Raw genomic sequence first — 14,743 nt, forward strand, 5'->3', positions numbered from 1 at the left:
TTCACCTTTCCGCTTCGGGTAGCTCGCCGGGAGTGGTGACGTCCCGCCAGACCAGGGCTACCGCTCCCTTGACCTGGATAACCTGCACCCGCTCGCCGGGTGCGAAAACCTGGGTGGCGTCGTAGGCGCGAGCGCTCCACACCTCGCCGTCGATCTTCACCATGCCCCGGTCGGCGTCCACCTGCTCGAGCACCAGGGCGGTGGAGCCCTCGATCGCCTCGACCCCGAAGGTGGTGTCGCCGCTGTCGGAGCTGGTCTGTTTGTGTCGTTGGATGACCGGCCGCGCGGCGAAGACGGTGAGCGCGGAGACCACCGCGAAGACCACCGCCTGCACGGCCACCGGTGCCCCGAGCGCGGCGGCACCGGCGGCGGCGAACGCGCCGACCGCGAACATGATCAGGAACAGGGTCGCGGTGAAGATCTCAGCGACCGCCAGCACCACACCCAGCACGATCCACAGCACGGCATCCACGTAACGATCGTGACATGTCCGTGCACGTGTCATCGAACTGTCATGATCTCAGAGCGACCCCCACCGACCTTGAGGGAGACTTCGTGCCACTGCGTCCCGAAACCGCCCGGCAGGTCGACGCTCTGGTGGCCGACGCTCAGTGCGCCGGCCACGCCCCATCGCTGATCATCGGCGTGGTCCGCGACGGTGCGCTGGCCCACCTGGCCGCCGCCGGCACGCAGCCGCCGCCCGACGCCGATCTCCAGTACCGCATCGGCTCGATCACCAAGACGATGACCGCCGTACTGGTCATGCAGGAACGCGACGCCGGCCGGCTGGCACTTGACGACCCGCTGCGTCGGCACCTGCCCGAGGCCGCCGCGGCCGGGCAGGTCACCCTGCGGCAGTTGCTCGGCCATGCCGGCGGCCTGCAACGCGAACCCGACGGGCCGTGGTGGGAACGCAACGAGGGCGTCGACCTGACCGCCCTGCTGACCGGGTTCACCGCCGCGAAGCTCGCGTACCCGCCGTACCGGTTCTGGCACTACTCAAACCTGGCGTTCGGGCTGCTCGGCGGGGTGCTGGAGCGGACCACCGGGACGCCCTGGTCGCAGCTGGTGCGCCAGCGGATCCTGGAGCCGCTCGGACTGCGCCGCACCACCTACGCGGCCGCCGAACCGTTCGCCCGCGGCTACGTGCTGCACCCCTGGCACGACACGCTGCGGGAGGAGCCGCGAACCGACAGCCGGGCGATGGCGCCGGCCGGTCAGCTCTGGTCCACCGTCACCGATCTCGCCCGCTGGGCGGCTTTCCTGGCCGACCCGGATCCGGCCGTCCTCAGTCCCGCCACCGTCGAGGAGATGTGCGCTCCGGTGATCCTCAGTGACCTGGACGCCTGGCGCGGCGGGTACGGCCTCGGCATCCAGCTCACCCGCGACGGCGACCGGGTACACGTCGGGCACGGCGGTTCGATGCCCGGCTACGTCGCCACGCTGGCCGTGCACCGCCCCAGCCGAACCGGCGTCGTCGGCTTCGCCAACTCGTACGGGTTCCGTACCGGCGGGATCGGGCCGCTCGGTCACCGGGTCCTCACCCACGTACTCGACGTCGAGCCCGGGCCGGCCCGGCCGTGGACGCCGGCCGACGCCCCACCGCCGGCCGACCTGGCTGCGCTGACCGGCCGCTGGTGGTGGATGGGTACGGCGCTCGACGTCAGCTGGGACCGGGCGACCGGCGAACTGGTCGGCACGGTGCGCGGCGACCGGGTCAGCCGCTACGCCCCGGAGGGCCCGGACCGGTGGCGGGGCGTCAGCGGCGTCGAGAACGGCGAGGTGCTCGCGGTGCTGCGGGACGAGGCGGGCCGCCCGGTCGCCCTGGACATCGCCACCTTCGTCTTCACCCGGGATCCGGACCGCGAACCCTGACGGCCAGCCCGGTCGCCGAACCGGGAGGGCCGGTCACCCGAGCGGCTCGCCCGGTCGACGGCCGGCGACCGGTCCCGCCGGCGCCGTCACGGCGGGGTGGAGCGGACCACCACCGCCTCGGGCGCCGGTGGCGTCGGTGCCGGGGACACGGGGGTCGACGCCGGTGGCGCCGGTGGCGCCGGCCGGTGCCGGGACAGCCGGCGCACCGCGGTGTTGAGCACCGCGATCAGCGGTACCGCGACGAGCGCGCCGACGATGCCCTCCAGCACCACTCCGGCGGTCACCGCCAGTACCACGGGCAACGGGTGCAGCGCCACCGCCCGGCCCATGATCCACGGTTGCAGGACGTTGCCCTCCACCTGCTGCACCACGACGACCGCACCGAGAATGATCAACGCGGTGACCCAGCCACCGTCGACCAGAGCCACCAGCACCGCGACCGCGCCGGACAACGTCGCGCCGACGATCGGGATGAACGCGCCGAGGAACACCAGCGCCGTCAGTGGAAAGGCGAACGGCACGTCGAACAGCACCAGCGCGACGCCGATGCCCACCGCGTCGATGAACGCCACGAGCACCGTGGCGCGTACGTAGGCGACCAGGGTCAGCCAGGAGGCACGCCCGGCGTCGTCGACCCGCCAGCGGGCCGCGACCGGGAACATCCCGACCAGGAAGCGCCAGATCCGGTCGCCGTCCCGCAGGAAGAAGAACGTGGCGAAGAGCACCAGCAACGCTCCGGTGAACACCTCGACCACAGTGCCGGCGGTCGAGATCGCGTTGCTGGTCAACGCCTGCGAATTCTCGTTGATCCAGTTCTGTCCGGACTCGATGTACCTGTCGAGCTGGGTGTCGGAGAGGTTCAGCGGTCCGTCGCGCAGCCAGTCCTGGATCTGCCCGATGCCGGCGGCGGCGCTGGAACTCAGCTCGGGCAGCCCGGCGATGAACTCGTTGACCACGAGCGTCAACGTGCCGATCACCGCGGCCAGCCCGCCGATGAGCACCACGGCCGTGGCGAGCGTACGCGGGAACCGGGCGCGCAGCAGCCAGCCGACGGCCGGCGCCAGCAGGGCGGCGAGCAGCAACGCCACGAGCAACGGCACGATGACGACGCGGACGGCGCCGAGGATGCGCAGCAGTCCCCAGCCGACGATCCCGATGACGATGAGCCGCCACGACCAAGCGGCGGCGATCCGCAGCCCTCTCGGCACGTCCGCGTCGTCCCGGCTCGCCGTGGAGACGGCACCGTCGTCGGTCGGCGGCACCGGTTCGGCGAGGAACCGGTCCCGCTCGGCGCGTCGGGCGTTCTCCCGCTCCCGAGCCGTACGCACCGACTCGCGTCCCGTCGCGTACGCCTGACGCAACCGCTGCCGCAGCTGCTCTGTCCGGCTCACGTGGACACCCCCGGGGGTGGTAGGGATCAGGCCGTTCACGGTAACGGTCGAGGACCGTGCCGGTGGGGCCGGTTGGTCAGTCCGGTTCGGTCACGAAGTCGATCAGTCGCTCCATCGCGTTGATCAGCGGGGTCTCCACGTCGGCGAAGTTGTTCACCCTGGACAGGATGTGTCGCCACATGTCGGCCGGTTCGGCGACGCCGAGCGCGGCGCAGACACCTTCCTTCCACGGCCGTCCCGGCGGCACCACCGGCCACGCCGCGATGCCCAGTGCGGCGGGTTTCACCGCCTGCCACACGTCGATGTAGGGGTGACCGGTGACCAGGACGTGCGGCGAGTTGACCCGGGCCACGATGCGGCTCTCCTTGGAGCCGGGTACGAGGTGGTCCACCAGCACGCCGAGCCGGCGGCCCGGGCCGGGGCCGAAGTCGCGTACCTCGGCGTCGAGGGCGTCGATGCCGGACAGCGGTTGCACCACCACACCCTCGATGCGCAGATCGTCGCCCCAGATCCGCTCGACGAGGGCGGCGTCGTGCAGGCCCTCGACCCAGATCCGACTGGCCCGGGCGACCCGGGCGCGCACCCCGTCCACCGCCACCGAGCCCGAGGCGGTGCGCCGCCGGGCCGCCGGCACCGCCGGCCGGGTGGGACGGCGCAGGGTGACCGGGCTGCCGTCGAGCAGGAACGCCGCCGGCAGCAGCGGGAAGTTGCGCCGCCTACCGTGCCGGTCCTCCAACACGACCGCACCGGCCTCGAAGCCGACGACCGCGCCGCAGAAGCCGGATTCGGCGTCCTCGACCACGAGGTCCGGTTCGGCGTCGACCTCCGGGGTCACCCTCCGCCGCCGCCAGTCCCCCGCCAACACGTCCTCGCCGTAGCGCCGCCCCATCCCGCCACGCTAGTCCCGCCGCCACCACCCCCCAACCCCGACACACCCCACCCCCGGCCGACGTACGCGATCATGCAGGTGTGGCACGTGACAAAAGCCGTGAAGAACAATCAATCGCGCGCCACAACTGCATGATCGGCGCGACGGGGAGGCGGCGGCGCGGCAGTCGAGACACGGACGGGCGTCACCACGTACTCTTTCGGCATGTCCACCCCCGCTGCGGGTGCGGCCATCCTGGCGCCGCGCCGGTCGAGCCGGTTCGTCGCCTGGGTGCGCGCGTGGCGCGCCGGGCTGGTGCCCTTCGACGAGGTCGCCGACGCGGTCGCCGGCACCGAGGAGCACCTGGTCGCCGACGCGCCCGGCACCTGGACCGACGTACCGCTGCGGGAAGCGCTGCCCACCCTGGCCAAGCTCTCGCCGGACGAGATCCGGCTGGTGCTGCCGGCGCCGGGTGACCCGCGTGGCCTGCCCGGCCCGGGTGACTTCGCCGGTGCCGCGCTGCTCGCCGGCGAGGCCGTGATCGCCGGCGCGCTTGGGCTGATCCCCGAGGTACGCGTACACACCTCCGGTTCCGGCGACACCTTCGAGACGGTGCTCTGGCGGGTGCACCCGCTGCCGGCGGACGCGCCCGCCGCCAGCCTCACCCTGCCCGGTGCCGCCGAGGCGGAGGCGGAGCTGGCCGCCGCACTGGCCGACACCACCGCCGCGCTCACCCGCCTCGACGTGGCGCAGTGGCGGCCGGAGCTGGCCGGCGCCCTGGAGGCGTTGCGCCGCCCCGACGGCACCACCGACCTGCCACCCGGGTTCGACCCGCGCTCGCGCCGGCTGTTCGCCCGCGCCGCGGTGCTCGACCGGGTGCTCGCCCTGGCCGGGCACGCGGCCCCCGGCGGCGCGGTCAACAACTACGAGGCCCAGCAGCGCGACGCCGCCCTGCGCCCGCTCACCGCCGCCTGCCGCCGGGCCCTCGTCGCCGCCTGCAACGCCCCCCTCCGCCCCTAAACCCCACCCCGGCCCCGGCCCCGGCCCCGGCAATCTTGCACTTTGGTCGCCGTATTGTGGCTTTCGTCAGCTTCTGCCCCGACCAAAAGTGCAAGATCGCGGAGAGCGCGGCGGGCGGGAGCCGTGAGAAGCGGGGCCGGTCAGGGGGTGTGAGCGGCGAGGAAGATGCGGACGGCCTCGTCGGCCCAGCGGTGCAGCTCCGTCTCGGGGAACGACTCGCGGACGGCGAACATCGCCTCGTTCAGCGGGATCGACAGGATCAGATAGTTCAGGTACTGCGCGGCGAGCAGCGGGTCCGACACCCGTAGCAGGCCCCGCTCGGCGAGGCGGGTGATGACCCTGGCGAGGGTGGCGTGGCCGCGTTCCGGCGCGGCGTGGTGCCACGCGCGGGCCAGCTCCGGAAAACGGCCCGCCTCCCCGATCAGCATCCGACGCAGCTGGAGCAGGTGCGGGGCGGTGACCGTGGTGATGTGTTCGCGGGCGAAGGCCCGCAGGTCACCCGGGAGGTCGTCAGTGTCGGCCAGGGCCCCGACATAGGCCGAGCCGGCCCGCTCGGCCTCGGCGATCGCGCCGGTGAACACCGCCTCGAAAAGGCCGTGCTTGTCGGTGAAGTGGGCGTACACGGTCACCTTGGAGACACCGGCGCGGGCGGCGATCCGGTCCATCCCGGCGGCCAGGTAGCCGTGTTCGAGGAACTCGGTCAGGGCCGCGTCGAGGATCCCGCGCCGGTTGACGTCCTTTCGCATCCCTGAACTGTACTGTACGGTTCAGTTCATGTCAGTGGTCACCTCACGGGACGGCACCCGCATCGGGTACCAACGCGACGGCGTCGGACCGGCGCTGATCCTCATCGACGCCGCCGGGCACTTCCGCGCCAACAGCCCGCTCGGCGAACTCGCCGACCTGCTCACGCCCCGCTTCACCGTCTACCGCTACGACCGGCGCGGGCGCGGGGACAGCGACGACACCCCGCCCTACGCCCCGGAGCGCGAGGTCGAGGACCTCGCCGCGCTGATCGCCGAGGCCGGCGAGCCGGCCGCGTTGTACGGGTACTCCTCGGGGTGCCTGCTCGCGTTGCACGCGGCCGCCGCCGACCTCGACGTGCGGCGGCTGGTCCTGTTGGAGCCGCCGCTGAACAGCGACGGTGACGAAGCCGGCCAACAGGCGTTCACCGCACAGCTGGGCCGGCTGACCGGCGCCGAGGCGGTGACGTTCTTCCTGACCGAGATCGGCGTGCCCGCGCACATGATCAGCGGGATGCGCGACACGCCACACTGGAACGCCATGGTCTCGGTGGCGCACACCCTGGCCTACGACAGCCTGCTCAGTGCGGCCACCGGACCGGCGGTGCTCGCCCGCGTACGCGCTCCGACGCTCGTCCTGCACAGCGACGGCAGCAGCGACGACCTGACCGGAATGGCCGCCACCACCGCCGGCCTGCTGCCCGCCGCCGAGCGGCGCGGCCTGCCCGGCGAGTGGCACGGCGTGCCGGCGGCGACCCTCGCCCCCGTGCTCACCGAGTTCCTGCTCCGCGACACGGCACCGCACTGATCGGGCGCAACCCCGACCAGGTGCCGGGTCAGACCTCGTCGATCAGGTCGGCGACCGAGTCGACGATGCGGGAGGGGCGGTACGGGTAGCGTTCCGCCTCCGCCCGGGAACTGATCCCGGTCAACACCAGGATGGTCTCCAGCCCGGCTTCCAGGCCGCAGAGGATGTCGGTGTCCATCCGGTCACCGATCATCGCGGTGCTCTCCGAGTGCGCGTTTATCGTGTTCAGGGCCGACCGCATCATCATCGGATTGGGCTTGCCGACGAAGTACGGCTCGACACCGGTGGCCTTGGAGATCATCGCGGCCACCGAGCCGGCGGCCGGCAGGGCACCCTCCACCGACGGCCCGGTGGCGTCGGGGTTGGTGCAGATGAACCGGGCCCCGTCGTTGATCAGCCGGACCGCCTTGGTGATCGCCTCGAAGCTGTAGGTGCGGGTCTCCCCCAGCACCACGTAGTCGGGGGCGAAGTCGCTGAGCACGTAACCCACCGCGTGCAGGGCGGTGGTCAGCCCGGCCTCACCGATGACGTACGCGGTGCCGCCCGGCCGTTGGTCGGCCAGGAACTGGGCGGTGGCCAGGGCGGACGACCAGATCGCCGACTCCGGCACGTCCAGGCCCATCCGGGCCAACCGGGCCTGGAGGTCGCGCGGGGTGTAGATGGAGTTGTTCGTCAGCACCAGGAAGGGCTTGCCCGAGGTACGCAGCCGCTTGACGAACTCCGGCGCGCCCGGCACCGGCTGGCCCTCGTGCACCAGCACCCCGTCCATGTCGGTGAGCCAACTCTCGACGGGCTTACGGTCCTGCATGATCATCCCCAGGGGTGTCGTCGGTACGCCGCGGCGGTCAGGACGGACGGCGGGCCGGGACGCAGCAGACCGTGGGACAGGTGTCCCACATCGGCAGCTGGCCCAGTCGACGGCGCGACTGCGCCCCGTCCGGGTCGATGCGTTCCCGAACCAGCTCGCGCACCATGGTCACGTAGCGCGGGTCGGTGCCGGGGGTACCGGCGCGGACGAAGTCCACACCGAGCCGCTTGGCCGTGTCCAACGCCTCGGTGTCCAGGTCCCACACCACCTCGAGGTGGTCGGAGACGAAGCCGATCGGGCTGACCACCACGCCGGTCACGCCCTGCTCGGCGAGCGATTCCAGGTGGTCGTTGATGTCCGGCTCCAGCCACGGCACGTGGGGCGGGCCGGACCGGCTCTGCCAGACCAGGTCGTACGGCAGGTCCGGGGCCGCCGCCGCGTGCACCAGCCGGGCCGTCTCGGCGAGCTGGGCGGTGTACCGGCCGCCGTGCGGACCGGCGCTGTCGGCCGCCGAGACCGGCACCGAGTGCGCGGTGAACACGAGCCGGGTGCTGTCCCGCCGCGCCGGATCGAGCTGGGCCAACGCGGCGCGCACCGCGTCGGCGTGCGGCTCGACGAAGCCGGGGTGGTCCCAGAACTGGCGCAGTTTCTCGATCACCGGTGCGTCCGGCCCGACCGCCGCCCGCGCGGCGGTGATGTCCTCCTGGTACTGCCGGCACGAGGAGTACCCGCCGAATGCGCTGGTGACGAACGCCAACGCCCGGCGTACGCCGTCGTCGCGCATCTGGGCCACCGTGTCGGCGAGCATCGGGTCCCAGTTCCGGTTGCCCCAGTAGACCGGCAGGTCGAGCCCGTTGGCGGCGAAGTCGGCGCGGACCGCCGCCAACAGCTCCCGGCACTGCTGGTTGATCGGGGAGACTCCACCGAAGTGCTGGTAGTGCTCGGCGACCTCGGCCAGCCGCTCCGGCGGTACGCCCCGCCCCCGGGTCACGTTCCGCAGGAACGGCAGCACGTCGTCGGGCCCCTCCGGGCCACCGAAGGACACCAGCACCACCGCGTCGTACGCCATGGTCCCATTCTTGCCGGTGGCCTGCGGCGTCCCGGCAACGCCCCCGGGTCCCGGTCGTAAACAGACCGCGGGATGGTCGGCGTCAGGCGCCGACCGCGTGGTAGCCGCCGTCGACGTGCACGATCTCGCCGGTGGTCGCCGGGAACCAGTCCGACAGCAGGGCGAGACAGGCCCGGGCGGCCGGCTCCTGGTCGGTGAGATCCCAGCCCAGCGGGGCCCGCCCGGCCCAGGCGTCCTCGAACTGCTCGAAGCCGGGGATGGACTTCGCGGCCATCGTGCGCAGCGGACCGGCGGCCACCAGGTTGCTGCGGATGCCCTGCTTGCCCAGGTGCAGAGCGAGGTAGCGGGAAGCCGACTCCAGCCCGGCCTTGGCCACGCCCATCCAGTCGTACACCGGCCATGCCAGGCTGGCGTCGAAGGTCAGGCCGACCACCGAGCCGCCTGGCGACATCAGCGGCAGCGCCGCGACCGCCAGGGACTTGTAGGAGTACGTCGAGACGTGCAGCGCCGTCGACACGTCCGCCCAGGAGGCGTCGAGGAACCCGCCGCCGAGGCAGCTCTGCGGGGCGAACCCGATCGAGTGGACCAGCCCGTCGAGGCCGTCGACGTGCTCGCGGACCTTGTCGGCCAGCCCGGCGAGGTGCTCGGGGTCGGTCACGTCCAGCTCGATCACGGGCGCCGGCTCGGGCAGCCGCTTGGCGATCCGCTCCACGAGTGACAGTCGGCCGTAGCCGGTGAGCACGACCTGGGCGCCGTTCTCCTGGGCGAGCTTGGCCACCGAGAAGGCGATCGAGGCGTCGGTGATGACGCCGGTGACGAGCAGCCGCTTACCGGCCAGCAGTCCGGACATTACGCTCTTTCCTCCGTACTCGGGATTCAGTGGCCCATGCCCAGGCCACCGTCGACCGGGACGACCGCGCCGGAGACGTACCCGGCGCTGTCCCCCGCCAGCCAGGTGACCACCGCCGCCACCTCGTCCGGAGTGGCCATCCGGCCCGCCGGGATCGACTTGAGGATCTCGGCCTTGCGCTGGTCGGTCAGCCCGGCGGTCATGTCGGTCTCGATGAAGCCCGGCGCGACCACGTTCGCGGTGATGTTGCGGCCGCCCAGCTCTCGGGTGATCGAGCGGGCCACCCCGACCAGGCCGGCCTTGCTGGCCGCGTAGTTGACCTGGCCAGCACCGCCGGAGAGGCCGACCACCGAGGAGACGAAGATCATGCGCCCCCACCGGGCCCGCAGCATCTTCCCCGAGGCCCGCTTGGCGCAGCGGTACGCGCCGGTCAGGTTGGTGTCCAGCACCCGGGTGAACTGCTCCTCCGACATGCGCAGCAGCAGCGTGTCGTCGGTGATGCCGGCGTTGGCGACCAGCACCTCCACCGGCCCCAGCTCGGCCTCGACCGCCGCGAAGGCCGCGTCGACGGACTCACCGTCGGTGATGTCGCACCGCACGCCGAACAGCCCCTCCGGCGCCCCGCTGCCCCGGTGGGTGATCGCCACCCGGTCGCCCTGCTTGGCGAAAGCCTGGGCGATGGCCAGACCGATCCCCCGGTTGCCCCCGGTAACCAGCACAGTTCGCGACACGGTGCGTCCCCTCCCAAAGATCGCTGCGGCTTGGAGACTAGGCGTTACCGCACGGTAATCACTAACCCGCCGCACGTCGTACCCGGGTACCACCTGGCGGATCACCCCGTGGTCGCACGACGCGGCGCGCCAATCGAACTACCCTGCCGGGATATGGACCGCAGTACCGTCGGTGCCGCCGTGGCGGGGCTGCGCCGTACCGTGGCGGGGCCGGACTATCCGGCGAGGCGCCGACCACTGGACCGGTTGCGACACCGGCCCCGCACCGTCGCCGTGCTGCGCACGCTCGGGCTGCTGGCGCTGCTCGGGCTGGTCCTGATCACCGCGCAGTTCCTGCTGGACACCCGGCGCCTGCCGGTCGCCACCGCGTGGGTCATCGCGCTGCTCACCGTCGCACCGCTGCCCCTGCTGCCCACCCGACCACTGCTGGCCTGGCGGATCATGTTCGTCGGGCAGTTGTTCGGCACCTTCAACCGACGCACGACGGACGACGCCGTGGTGCTCGGCCCCGCCACGTACGAGTTCTGGCCGTGGAGCCCGACGCAGCTCCTGGTCATCATCGTCGTGCTGGTCACCGTGGCCGCCCGGGTCGACCGGGCCGTGCTCGCCTGGACGGGACTGTTCAGCCTGATCCCGGTCTGGATGTTCGTGCCGCCGGGCAACCAGGTGGCCGTCACCCTGCTGTTCGTGGTGCTGCTCATCGTCGGCGACCTGCTGCGGCACAACCTGCTCACCCGGCGGGCCCTGGCCGAGCAGGCCGAGCTGAGCGAGTTGGAGAAGGCCCGGCGGGCGGTGCTGGAGGAACGCACCCGCATCGCCCGGGAGATGCACGACGTGGTCGCGCACCACATGTCGCTGATCGCCGTCCAGGCCGAGACCGCGCCGTACCGACTCGCCGTGCCCGAGCCCACCCGCGCCGAGTTCACCGCCATCGCCGAGGCCGCCCGCGCGGCGCTCACCGACATGCGGCGGCTGCTGCGCGTGCTGCGCAGCGAGACGGAGGACCCCCGGACCGCCCCGCAGCCGACGCTTGCCGAACTACCGGCGCTGGTGGCCGCCGCGCGGCGGGCCGGCATGACCGTGGAACTGGACACCGACGTCACGGTCGAGCCACCGGCCCCGGTCGGGCTGGCCGCGTACCGGATCGTGCAGGAGGGACTGGCCAACGCGGCCCGCCACGCGGCCGGTGCCGAGGTGCGTGTCACGGTCCGCGAACGCCCCGGCGCCCTGGCGGTACGCGTCCAGAACGCCGCCGGGGGAACCCCGGCCGGCCCCGACGCACGCGGCGGCGGGCAGGGACTGACCGGCATGCGGGAGCGGGTCCTCGCCCTCGGCGGCAGCTTCACCGCCTGTCCCACCGCCGACGACGGCTACGCGATCGACGCGCTACTGCCGGCCGACCCGCCACCATCCGACGAGCCGGAGGACGGAACATCATGATCCGGGTGCTGATCGCCGACGACCAGGCGATGGTCCGGCAGGGCTTCGGCGCCCTGCTGGCCGCCCAGCCGGACCTGCTGGTGGTCGGCGACGCCGCCGACGGCGCCCAGGCGGTCGCCCAGGCCCGCCGACTCGACCCGGACGTGGTGCTGATGGACGTGCGGATGCCGGTGCTCGACGGGCTCGCCGCGACCCGCAAACTGCTCGGCGACAGGCCGACCGGCCGGCCCCGCGTGCTCATCCTCACCACCTTCGACCTGGACGACTACGTCTACGAGGCGCTGCGCGCGGGTGCCAGTGGCTTCCTGCTCAAGGACGCCCCCGCCGCCGACCTGATCCACGCGGTACGCGTCGTCGCCGGCGGTGACGCGCTGCTCGCCCCGACCGTCACCCGCCGCCTGATCGCCGAATTCGCGGCCCGGCCACACCGGCAGCGGCCCCGACCCACCGCCCTCGCCGCCCTCACCCTGCGCGAGACCGAGGTGCTGCGGCTGATCGCCCAGGGACGCTCCAACGGCGAGATCGCCGCGGAGCTGGTCGTCGCGGAGCAGACCGTCAAGACCCACGTCGGCCGGATCCTGGCCAAACTCCAGTTGCGCGACCGCGCCCAGGCCGTCGTGCTCGCCTACGAGACCGGTCTGGTCGCCGCCGGGGAGTAGCTCCACCGTGGTAGCCGCGAACGGCTCTCCGGGGTGACGACCGGCACCACACCGCCGACACATCCTGCACTCCACGACCGGGTGGAGGGAGCACGTGATGGTGGGCAGCAGGATGTTCCGGCTCGGCCTCGCGGCGATGCTGGCGGCCGGACTGGTACGGCCTTCCACGGTGCCGCCCGACCCCGCGCCGGCCGGCTTCGTCGAGGCGTACCCGGCGACCGCCGCCGCGCTGGGCGCCGCTGGCCCGCCGTACACCCACTGGGCCGCGCAGGGTCGGCAGTTCCTGGCCTTCGACCCGCGCGGTGACGGTCGGGCCGTCGAGGTCCTCGGTGACCTGGCCACCGCCGATCGGATCGCGGTGCTGGTGCCCGGCGTCGGAACCCGGCTGGCCGACTTCGATCGAGGGCTGGGCGGCGTTCCACGGCGCGCCCCGGCCCGGCAGGCCCGAGACCTGCGTGCCGCGTTGCAGACCGCCGATCCGCACGCCCGGGTGGCCGTGCTGGCCTGGCTCGGCTACGACGCGCCCGACGGTCTCGTCACGGCAGCCACCCCGGCCGCCGCCCGTCGCGGTGCCGAACAGCTAAGCCACCACCTGCGAACACTGGCCGGGCGGCTACCGGCCAGCCGGATCACCCTGGTGGGTCACAGCTACGGCGCGCTGGTCGTCGGGCTGGCCGCCATGGACGCCCCGCCGCAGGTCACCGACGTGGTCACCCTCGGCGGTGTGGGCGTCGGCGCGGAACACGCCGACAGTTTCGGGCCGGTCCGCGTCTGGACGGCCGAGGCACCGGACGACTGGATCCGGCGCCTGCCGCGGCTTCGCCTGCCCGAGTTGGGACACGGGATCCGGCCGGCCGACGCCGCCTTCGGTGCGCGGCCGCTGCCGGCCGCCTCGACCGGCCACGACGGATACCTGCTGCCCGGCGGGCCGACCCTCGCGGCGGTCGCCGAGGTGGTGCTGGGTGGTGCGATCGGCACGGGCCAGGTCCGTCCGGACGTCACGGTCACCCCGGGAGCGGCCCGATGAGCGGCCCGCACACCGCCCACCGGCCGGTTCGGGATCCCCTCGTCGACGGGCTGCGCGCCTTCGCCGTCGCCGCGGTGGTGCTCGGGCACTGGCTGGTCACCGGCCTGGTGCTCGACGAGGCGGGCGCGTTGAACCTGGCCAGCCCGCTGACCGCGATGCCGGCCCTGGCCCCGGCCAGCTGGGTCTTGCAGACTCTCGGGCTGTTCTTCTTCGCCGCCGGTCACGCCTCCGCCCGTTCGGCGGACCGGCATCCGGGACCCGGTTGGCTGGGACACCGGCTGCGGCGGCTGCTCCTGCCGGCGGTCGCCCTGCTCGGCACCGGGTCGGCCGTACTGCTGGCCGCCGCCGTCGCCGGCGTCGCCGACGACACCCTGTCGGTGGCGCTGACCCTGGCGATCAGTCCCCTGTGGTTCCTGGCACCCCTGCTGACCCTGGTGGTGCTCACCAGCCCGCTGCGCGCCGCCGTACGCCGCTGGGGCACGCCGCGCTGCGCGGTCACCGCGGCGGCCGTGGTGGCCGGCGCCGACCTGGCCGTACGGCTGCTGCCCGCCGGCGTCTGGCTGCCACCGGTGACGGTGCTGGCCGCCTGGGCCGTGCCGTACCTGCTGGGACTGGCCCACGCCGACGGCCGGCTGAGCCGACGGCGCGACGCCCGCTGGCTGGCCGCCACGGGGGCGGTCGGACTGGCCGCCGTACTCGCCCTCGGCTACCCGGTCAGCGCGGTCGGGATCCCCGGCGACGGCCGGTCCAACCTCGATCCGCCATCGCTGCTCGTGGTGGCGCTCGCGGTCACCCAGACAGGTCTCGCCCTGCTGTCCCGGCCGACACTGGTCCGACTGCTGTCCCGGCCGTTGCCTCGCCGGCTGACCAACGGGATCAACCGGCATGCGGTACGCGTCTACCTCTGGCACCAACCGGTGCTGGTCGCGGTGGTGGTGCTCGCCGCGCATGGCGGTACCGCGCTGCCGGGACTGCACACCGCGCCGGACGATCCGACCTGGCTGCTGGCCCGGATCGGTTGGCTGCCGGTGCTCACCGCCGTGCTGGTGCTGCTTGTCCGACGCCGGGAGCCCCGCCGGACGACGGCACCCGTCAACGCCGGCCGGGCCACCGGCGACCGCTGAACGGGCGCGCTCCGTCGGCCGGTCGACCGAGTGGGACGGACGCGCACACCGGGTGTACGATGATCGACGTTTGCGGGTCGCTCGGCGGCCCGCGTCGCCCCGGAACCGACCCCAGGAGGTGATCGCTGTGCGAGATAGCGATCCTCCCAGTCGTGGCCGGGCCGACCGCCAGCCACGCTGAGCCCCGCTCCGCCTGAGCTGGCCCGCTCCCCCGCGCACCCGTCCCACCGCCCGGCGATTCTGTCGGGGCGGCCGATCGGACGGGCGCCGCCGGAAAGCAGCCCGGTCACGACTTCGCGTGTGCGCGTCCCGATCCACCCCTCCCGCGGT

General features: G+C 73.1%; 15 protein-coding genes. 7 read left to right on the forward strand and 8 right to left on the reverse strand.

Annotation, left to right across the window (positions count from 1 at the left end; translation table 11 throughout):
* Position 1: 1 nt before the first annotated feature.
* Complete coding sequence (locus O7597_RS00980; RefSeq protein ID WP_269742465.1) at positions 2-472, reverse strand: NfeD family protein; 471 nt, start codon at positions 470-472, stop codon at positions 2-4.
* An 83-nt stretch (positions 473-555) separates the two neighbouring features.
* On the opposite strand from O7597_RS00980, the gene O7597_RS00985 reads away from it, so the two are divergent.
* Entirely contained in the window at positions 556-1,875 is a 1,320-nt protein-coding gene (locus O7597_RS00985; RefSeq protein ID WP_281581779.1) for a serine hydrolase domain-containing protein, read from the forward strand.
* Between the two features lie 86 nt (positions 1,876-1,961).
* Here O7597_RS00985 and O7597_RS00990 read toward each other — a convergent pair whose 3' ends face one another.
* Positions 1,962-3,266 (reverse strand): AI-2E family transporter, encoded by a 1,305-nt coding sequence (locus O7597_RS00990; RefSeq protein ID WP_281581780.1) that lies wholly within the window; start codon positions 3,264-3,266, stop codon positions 1,962-1,964.
* 76 nt (positions 3,267-3,342) lie between these two features.
* On the reverse strand, positions 3,343-4,155 hold the full coding sequence (locus O7597_RS00995; RefSeq protein ID WP_281581781.1) for a DUF3097 domain-containing protein: 813 nt from the start codon (positions 4,153-4,155) through the stop codon (positions 3,343-3,345).
* 204 nt (positions 4,156-4,359) lie between these two features.
* Here O7597_RS00995 and O7597_RS01000 point away from each other — a divergent pair, with 204 nt between their 5' ends.
* A complete protein-coding gene (locus O7597_RS01000) occupies positions 4,360-5,154 on the forward strand; it encodes a hypothetical protein (protein ID WP_281581782.1) in 795 nt (264 codons plus the stop codon).
* 140 nt (positions 5,155-5,294) lie between these two features.
* On the opposite strand, the gene O7597_RS01005 is transcribed toward O7597_RS01000, so the two are convergent.
* Positions 5,295-5,900, reverse strand: a complete 606-nt coding sequence (locus tag O7597_RS01005) for a TetR/AcrR family transcriptional regulator (RefSeq protein WP_281581783.1) — start codon at positions 5,898-5,900, stop codon at positions 5,295-5,297.
* A 28-nt stretch (positions 5,901-5,928) separates the two neighbouring features.
* On the opposite strand from O7597_RS01005, the gene O7597_RS01010 reads away from it, so the two are divergent.
* Entirely contained in the window at positions 5,929-6,705 is a 777-nt protein-coding gene (locus O7597_RS01010; RefSeq protein ID WP_281581784.1) for an alpha/beta hydrolase, read from the forward strand.
* A gap of 28 nt (positions 6,706-6,733) precedes the next feature.
* Here the strand turns inward: O7597_RS01010 and O7597_RS01015 are convergent, their stop codons facing one another.
* The 4 genes from O7597_RS01015 to fabG all read right to left on the reverse strand — a co-directional run bounded on the left by O7597_RS01015 (position 6,734) and on the right by fabG (position 10,163).
* Positions 6,734-7,513, reverse strand: coding sequence for an HAD-IIA family hydrolase (locus O7597_RS01015; RefSeq protein WP_281581785.1), 780 nt, complete (start codon positions 7,511-7,513; stop codon positions 6,734-6,736).
* Between the two features lie 37 nt (positions 7,514-7,550).
* Positions 7,551-8,582: a ferrochelatase gene (locus O7597_RS01020; RefSeq protein WP_269742473.1), complete on the reverse strand. Its 1,032-nt coding sequence runs from the start codon at positions 8,580-8,582 to the stop codon at positions 7,551-7,553.
* An 82-nt stretch (positions 8,583-8,664) separates the two neighbouring features.
* Positions 8,665-9,432 (reverse strand): enoyl-ACP reductase FabI, encoded by a 768-nt coding sequence (fabI, locus tag O7597_RS01025; protein WP_281581786.1) that lies wholly within the window; start codon positions 9,430-9,432, stop codon positions 8,665-8,667.
* Between the two features lie 26 nt (positions 9,433-9,458).
* Positions 9,459-10,163: a 3-oxoacyl-ACP reductase FabG gene (gene fabG / locus O7597_RS01030; RefSeq protein ID WP_164448237.1), complete on the reverse strand. Its 705-nt coding sequence runs from the start codon at positions 10,161-10,163 to the stop codon at positions 9,459-9,461.
* 153 nt (positions 10,164-10,316) lie between these two features.
* Between fabG and O7597_RS01035 the strand changes: the two genes are divergently transcribed.
* The 4 genes from O7597_RS01035 (at position 10,317) to O7597_RS01050 (ending at position 14,413) form a co-directional block, all read left to right on the forward strand.
* Positions 10,317-11,603, forward strand: coding sequence for a histidine kinase (locus O7597_RS01035; protein WP_281581787.1), 1,287 nt, complete (start codon positions 10,317-10,319; stop codon positions 11,601-11,603).
* Complete coding sequence (locus O7597_RS01040) at positions 11,600-12,262, forward strand: response regulator transcription factor (RefSeq protein ID WP_281581788.1); 663 nt, start codon at positions 11,600-11,602, stop codon at positions 12,260-12,262. Before O7597_RS01035 ends, O7597_RS01040 begins: the two co-directional genes overlap by 4 nt.
* Positions 12,263-12,359: 97 nt before the next feature.
* Positions 12,360-13,289, forward strand: a complete 930-nt coding sequence (locus O7597_RS01045) for an alpha/beta hydrolase (protein WP_281581789.1) — start codon at positions 12,360-12,362, stop codon at positions 13,287-13,289.
* The gene (locus tag O7597_RS01050) at positions 13,286-14,413 is read left to right on the forward strand and encodes an acyltransferase (RefSeq protein WP_281581790.1); all 1,128 of its coding nucleotides are present in this window, start codon (positions 13,286-13,288) and stop codon (positions 14,411-14,413) included. The genes O7597_RS01045 and O7597_RS01050 overlap by 4 nt, the downstream gene beginning before the upstream one ends.
* Positions 14,414-14,743 lie beyond the last annotated feature (330 nt).

The organism is Verrucosispora sp. WMMC514 (assembly GCF_027497295.1).
GTDB classification, from domain to species: domain Bacteria; phylum Actinomycetota; class Actinomycetes; order Mycobacteriales; family Micromonosporaceae; genus Micromonospora; species Micromonospora palythoicola.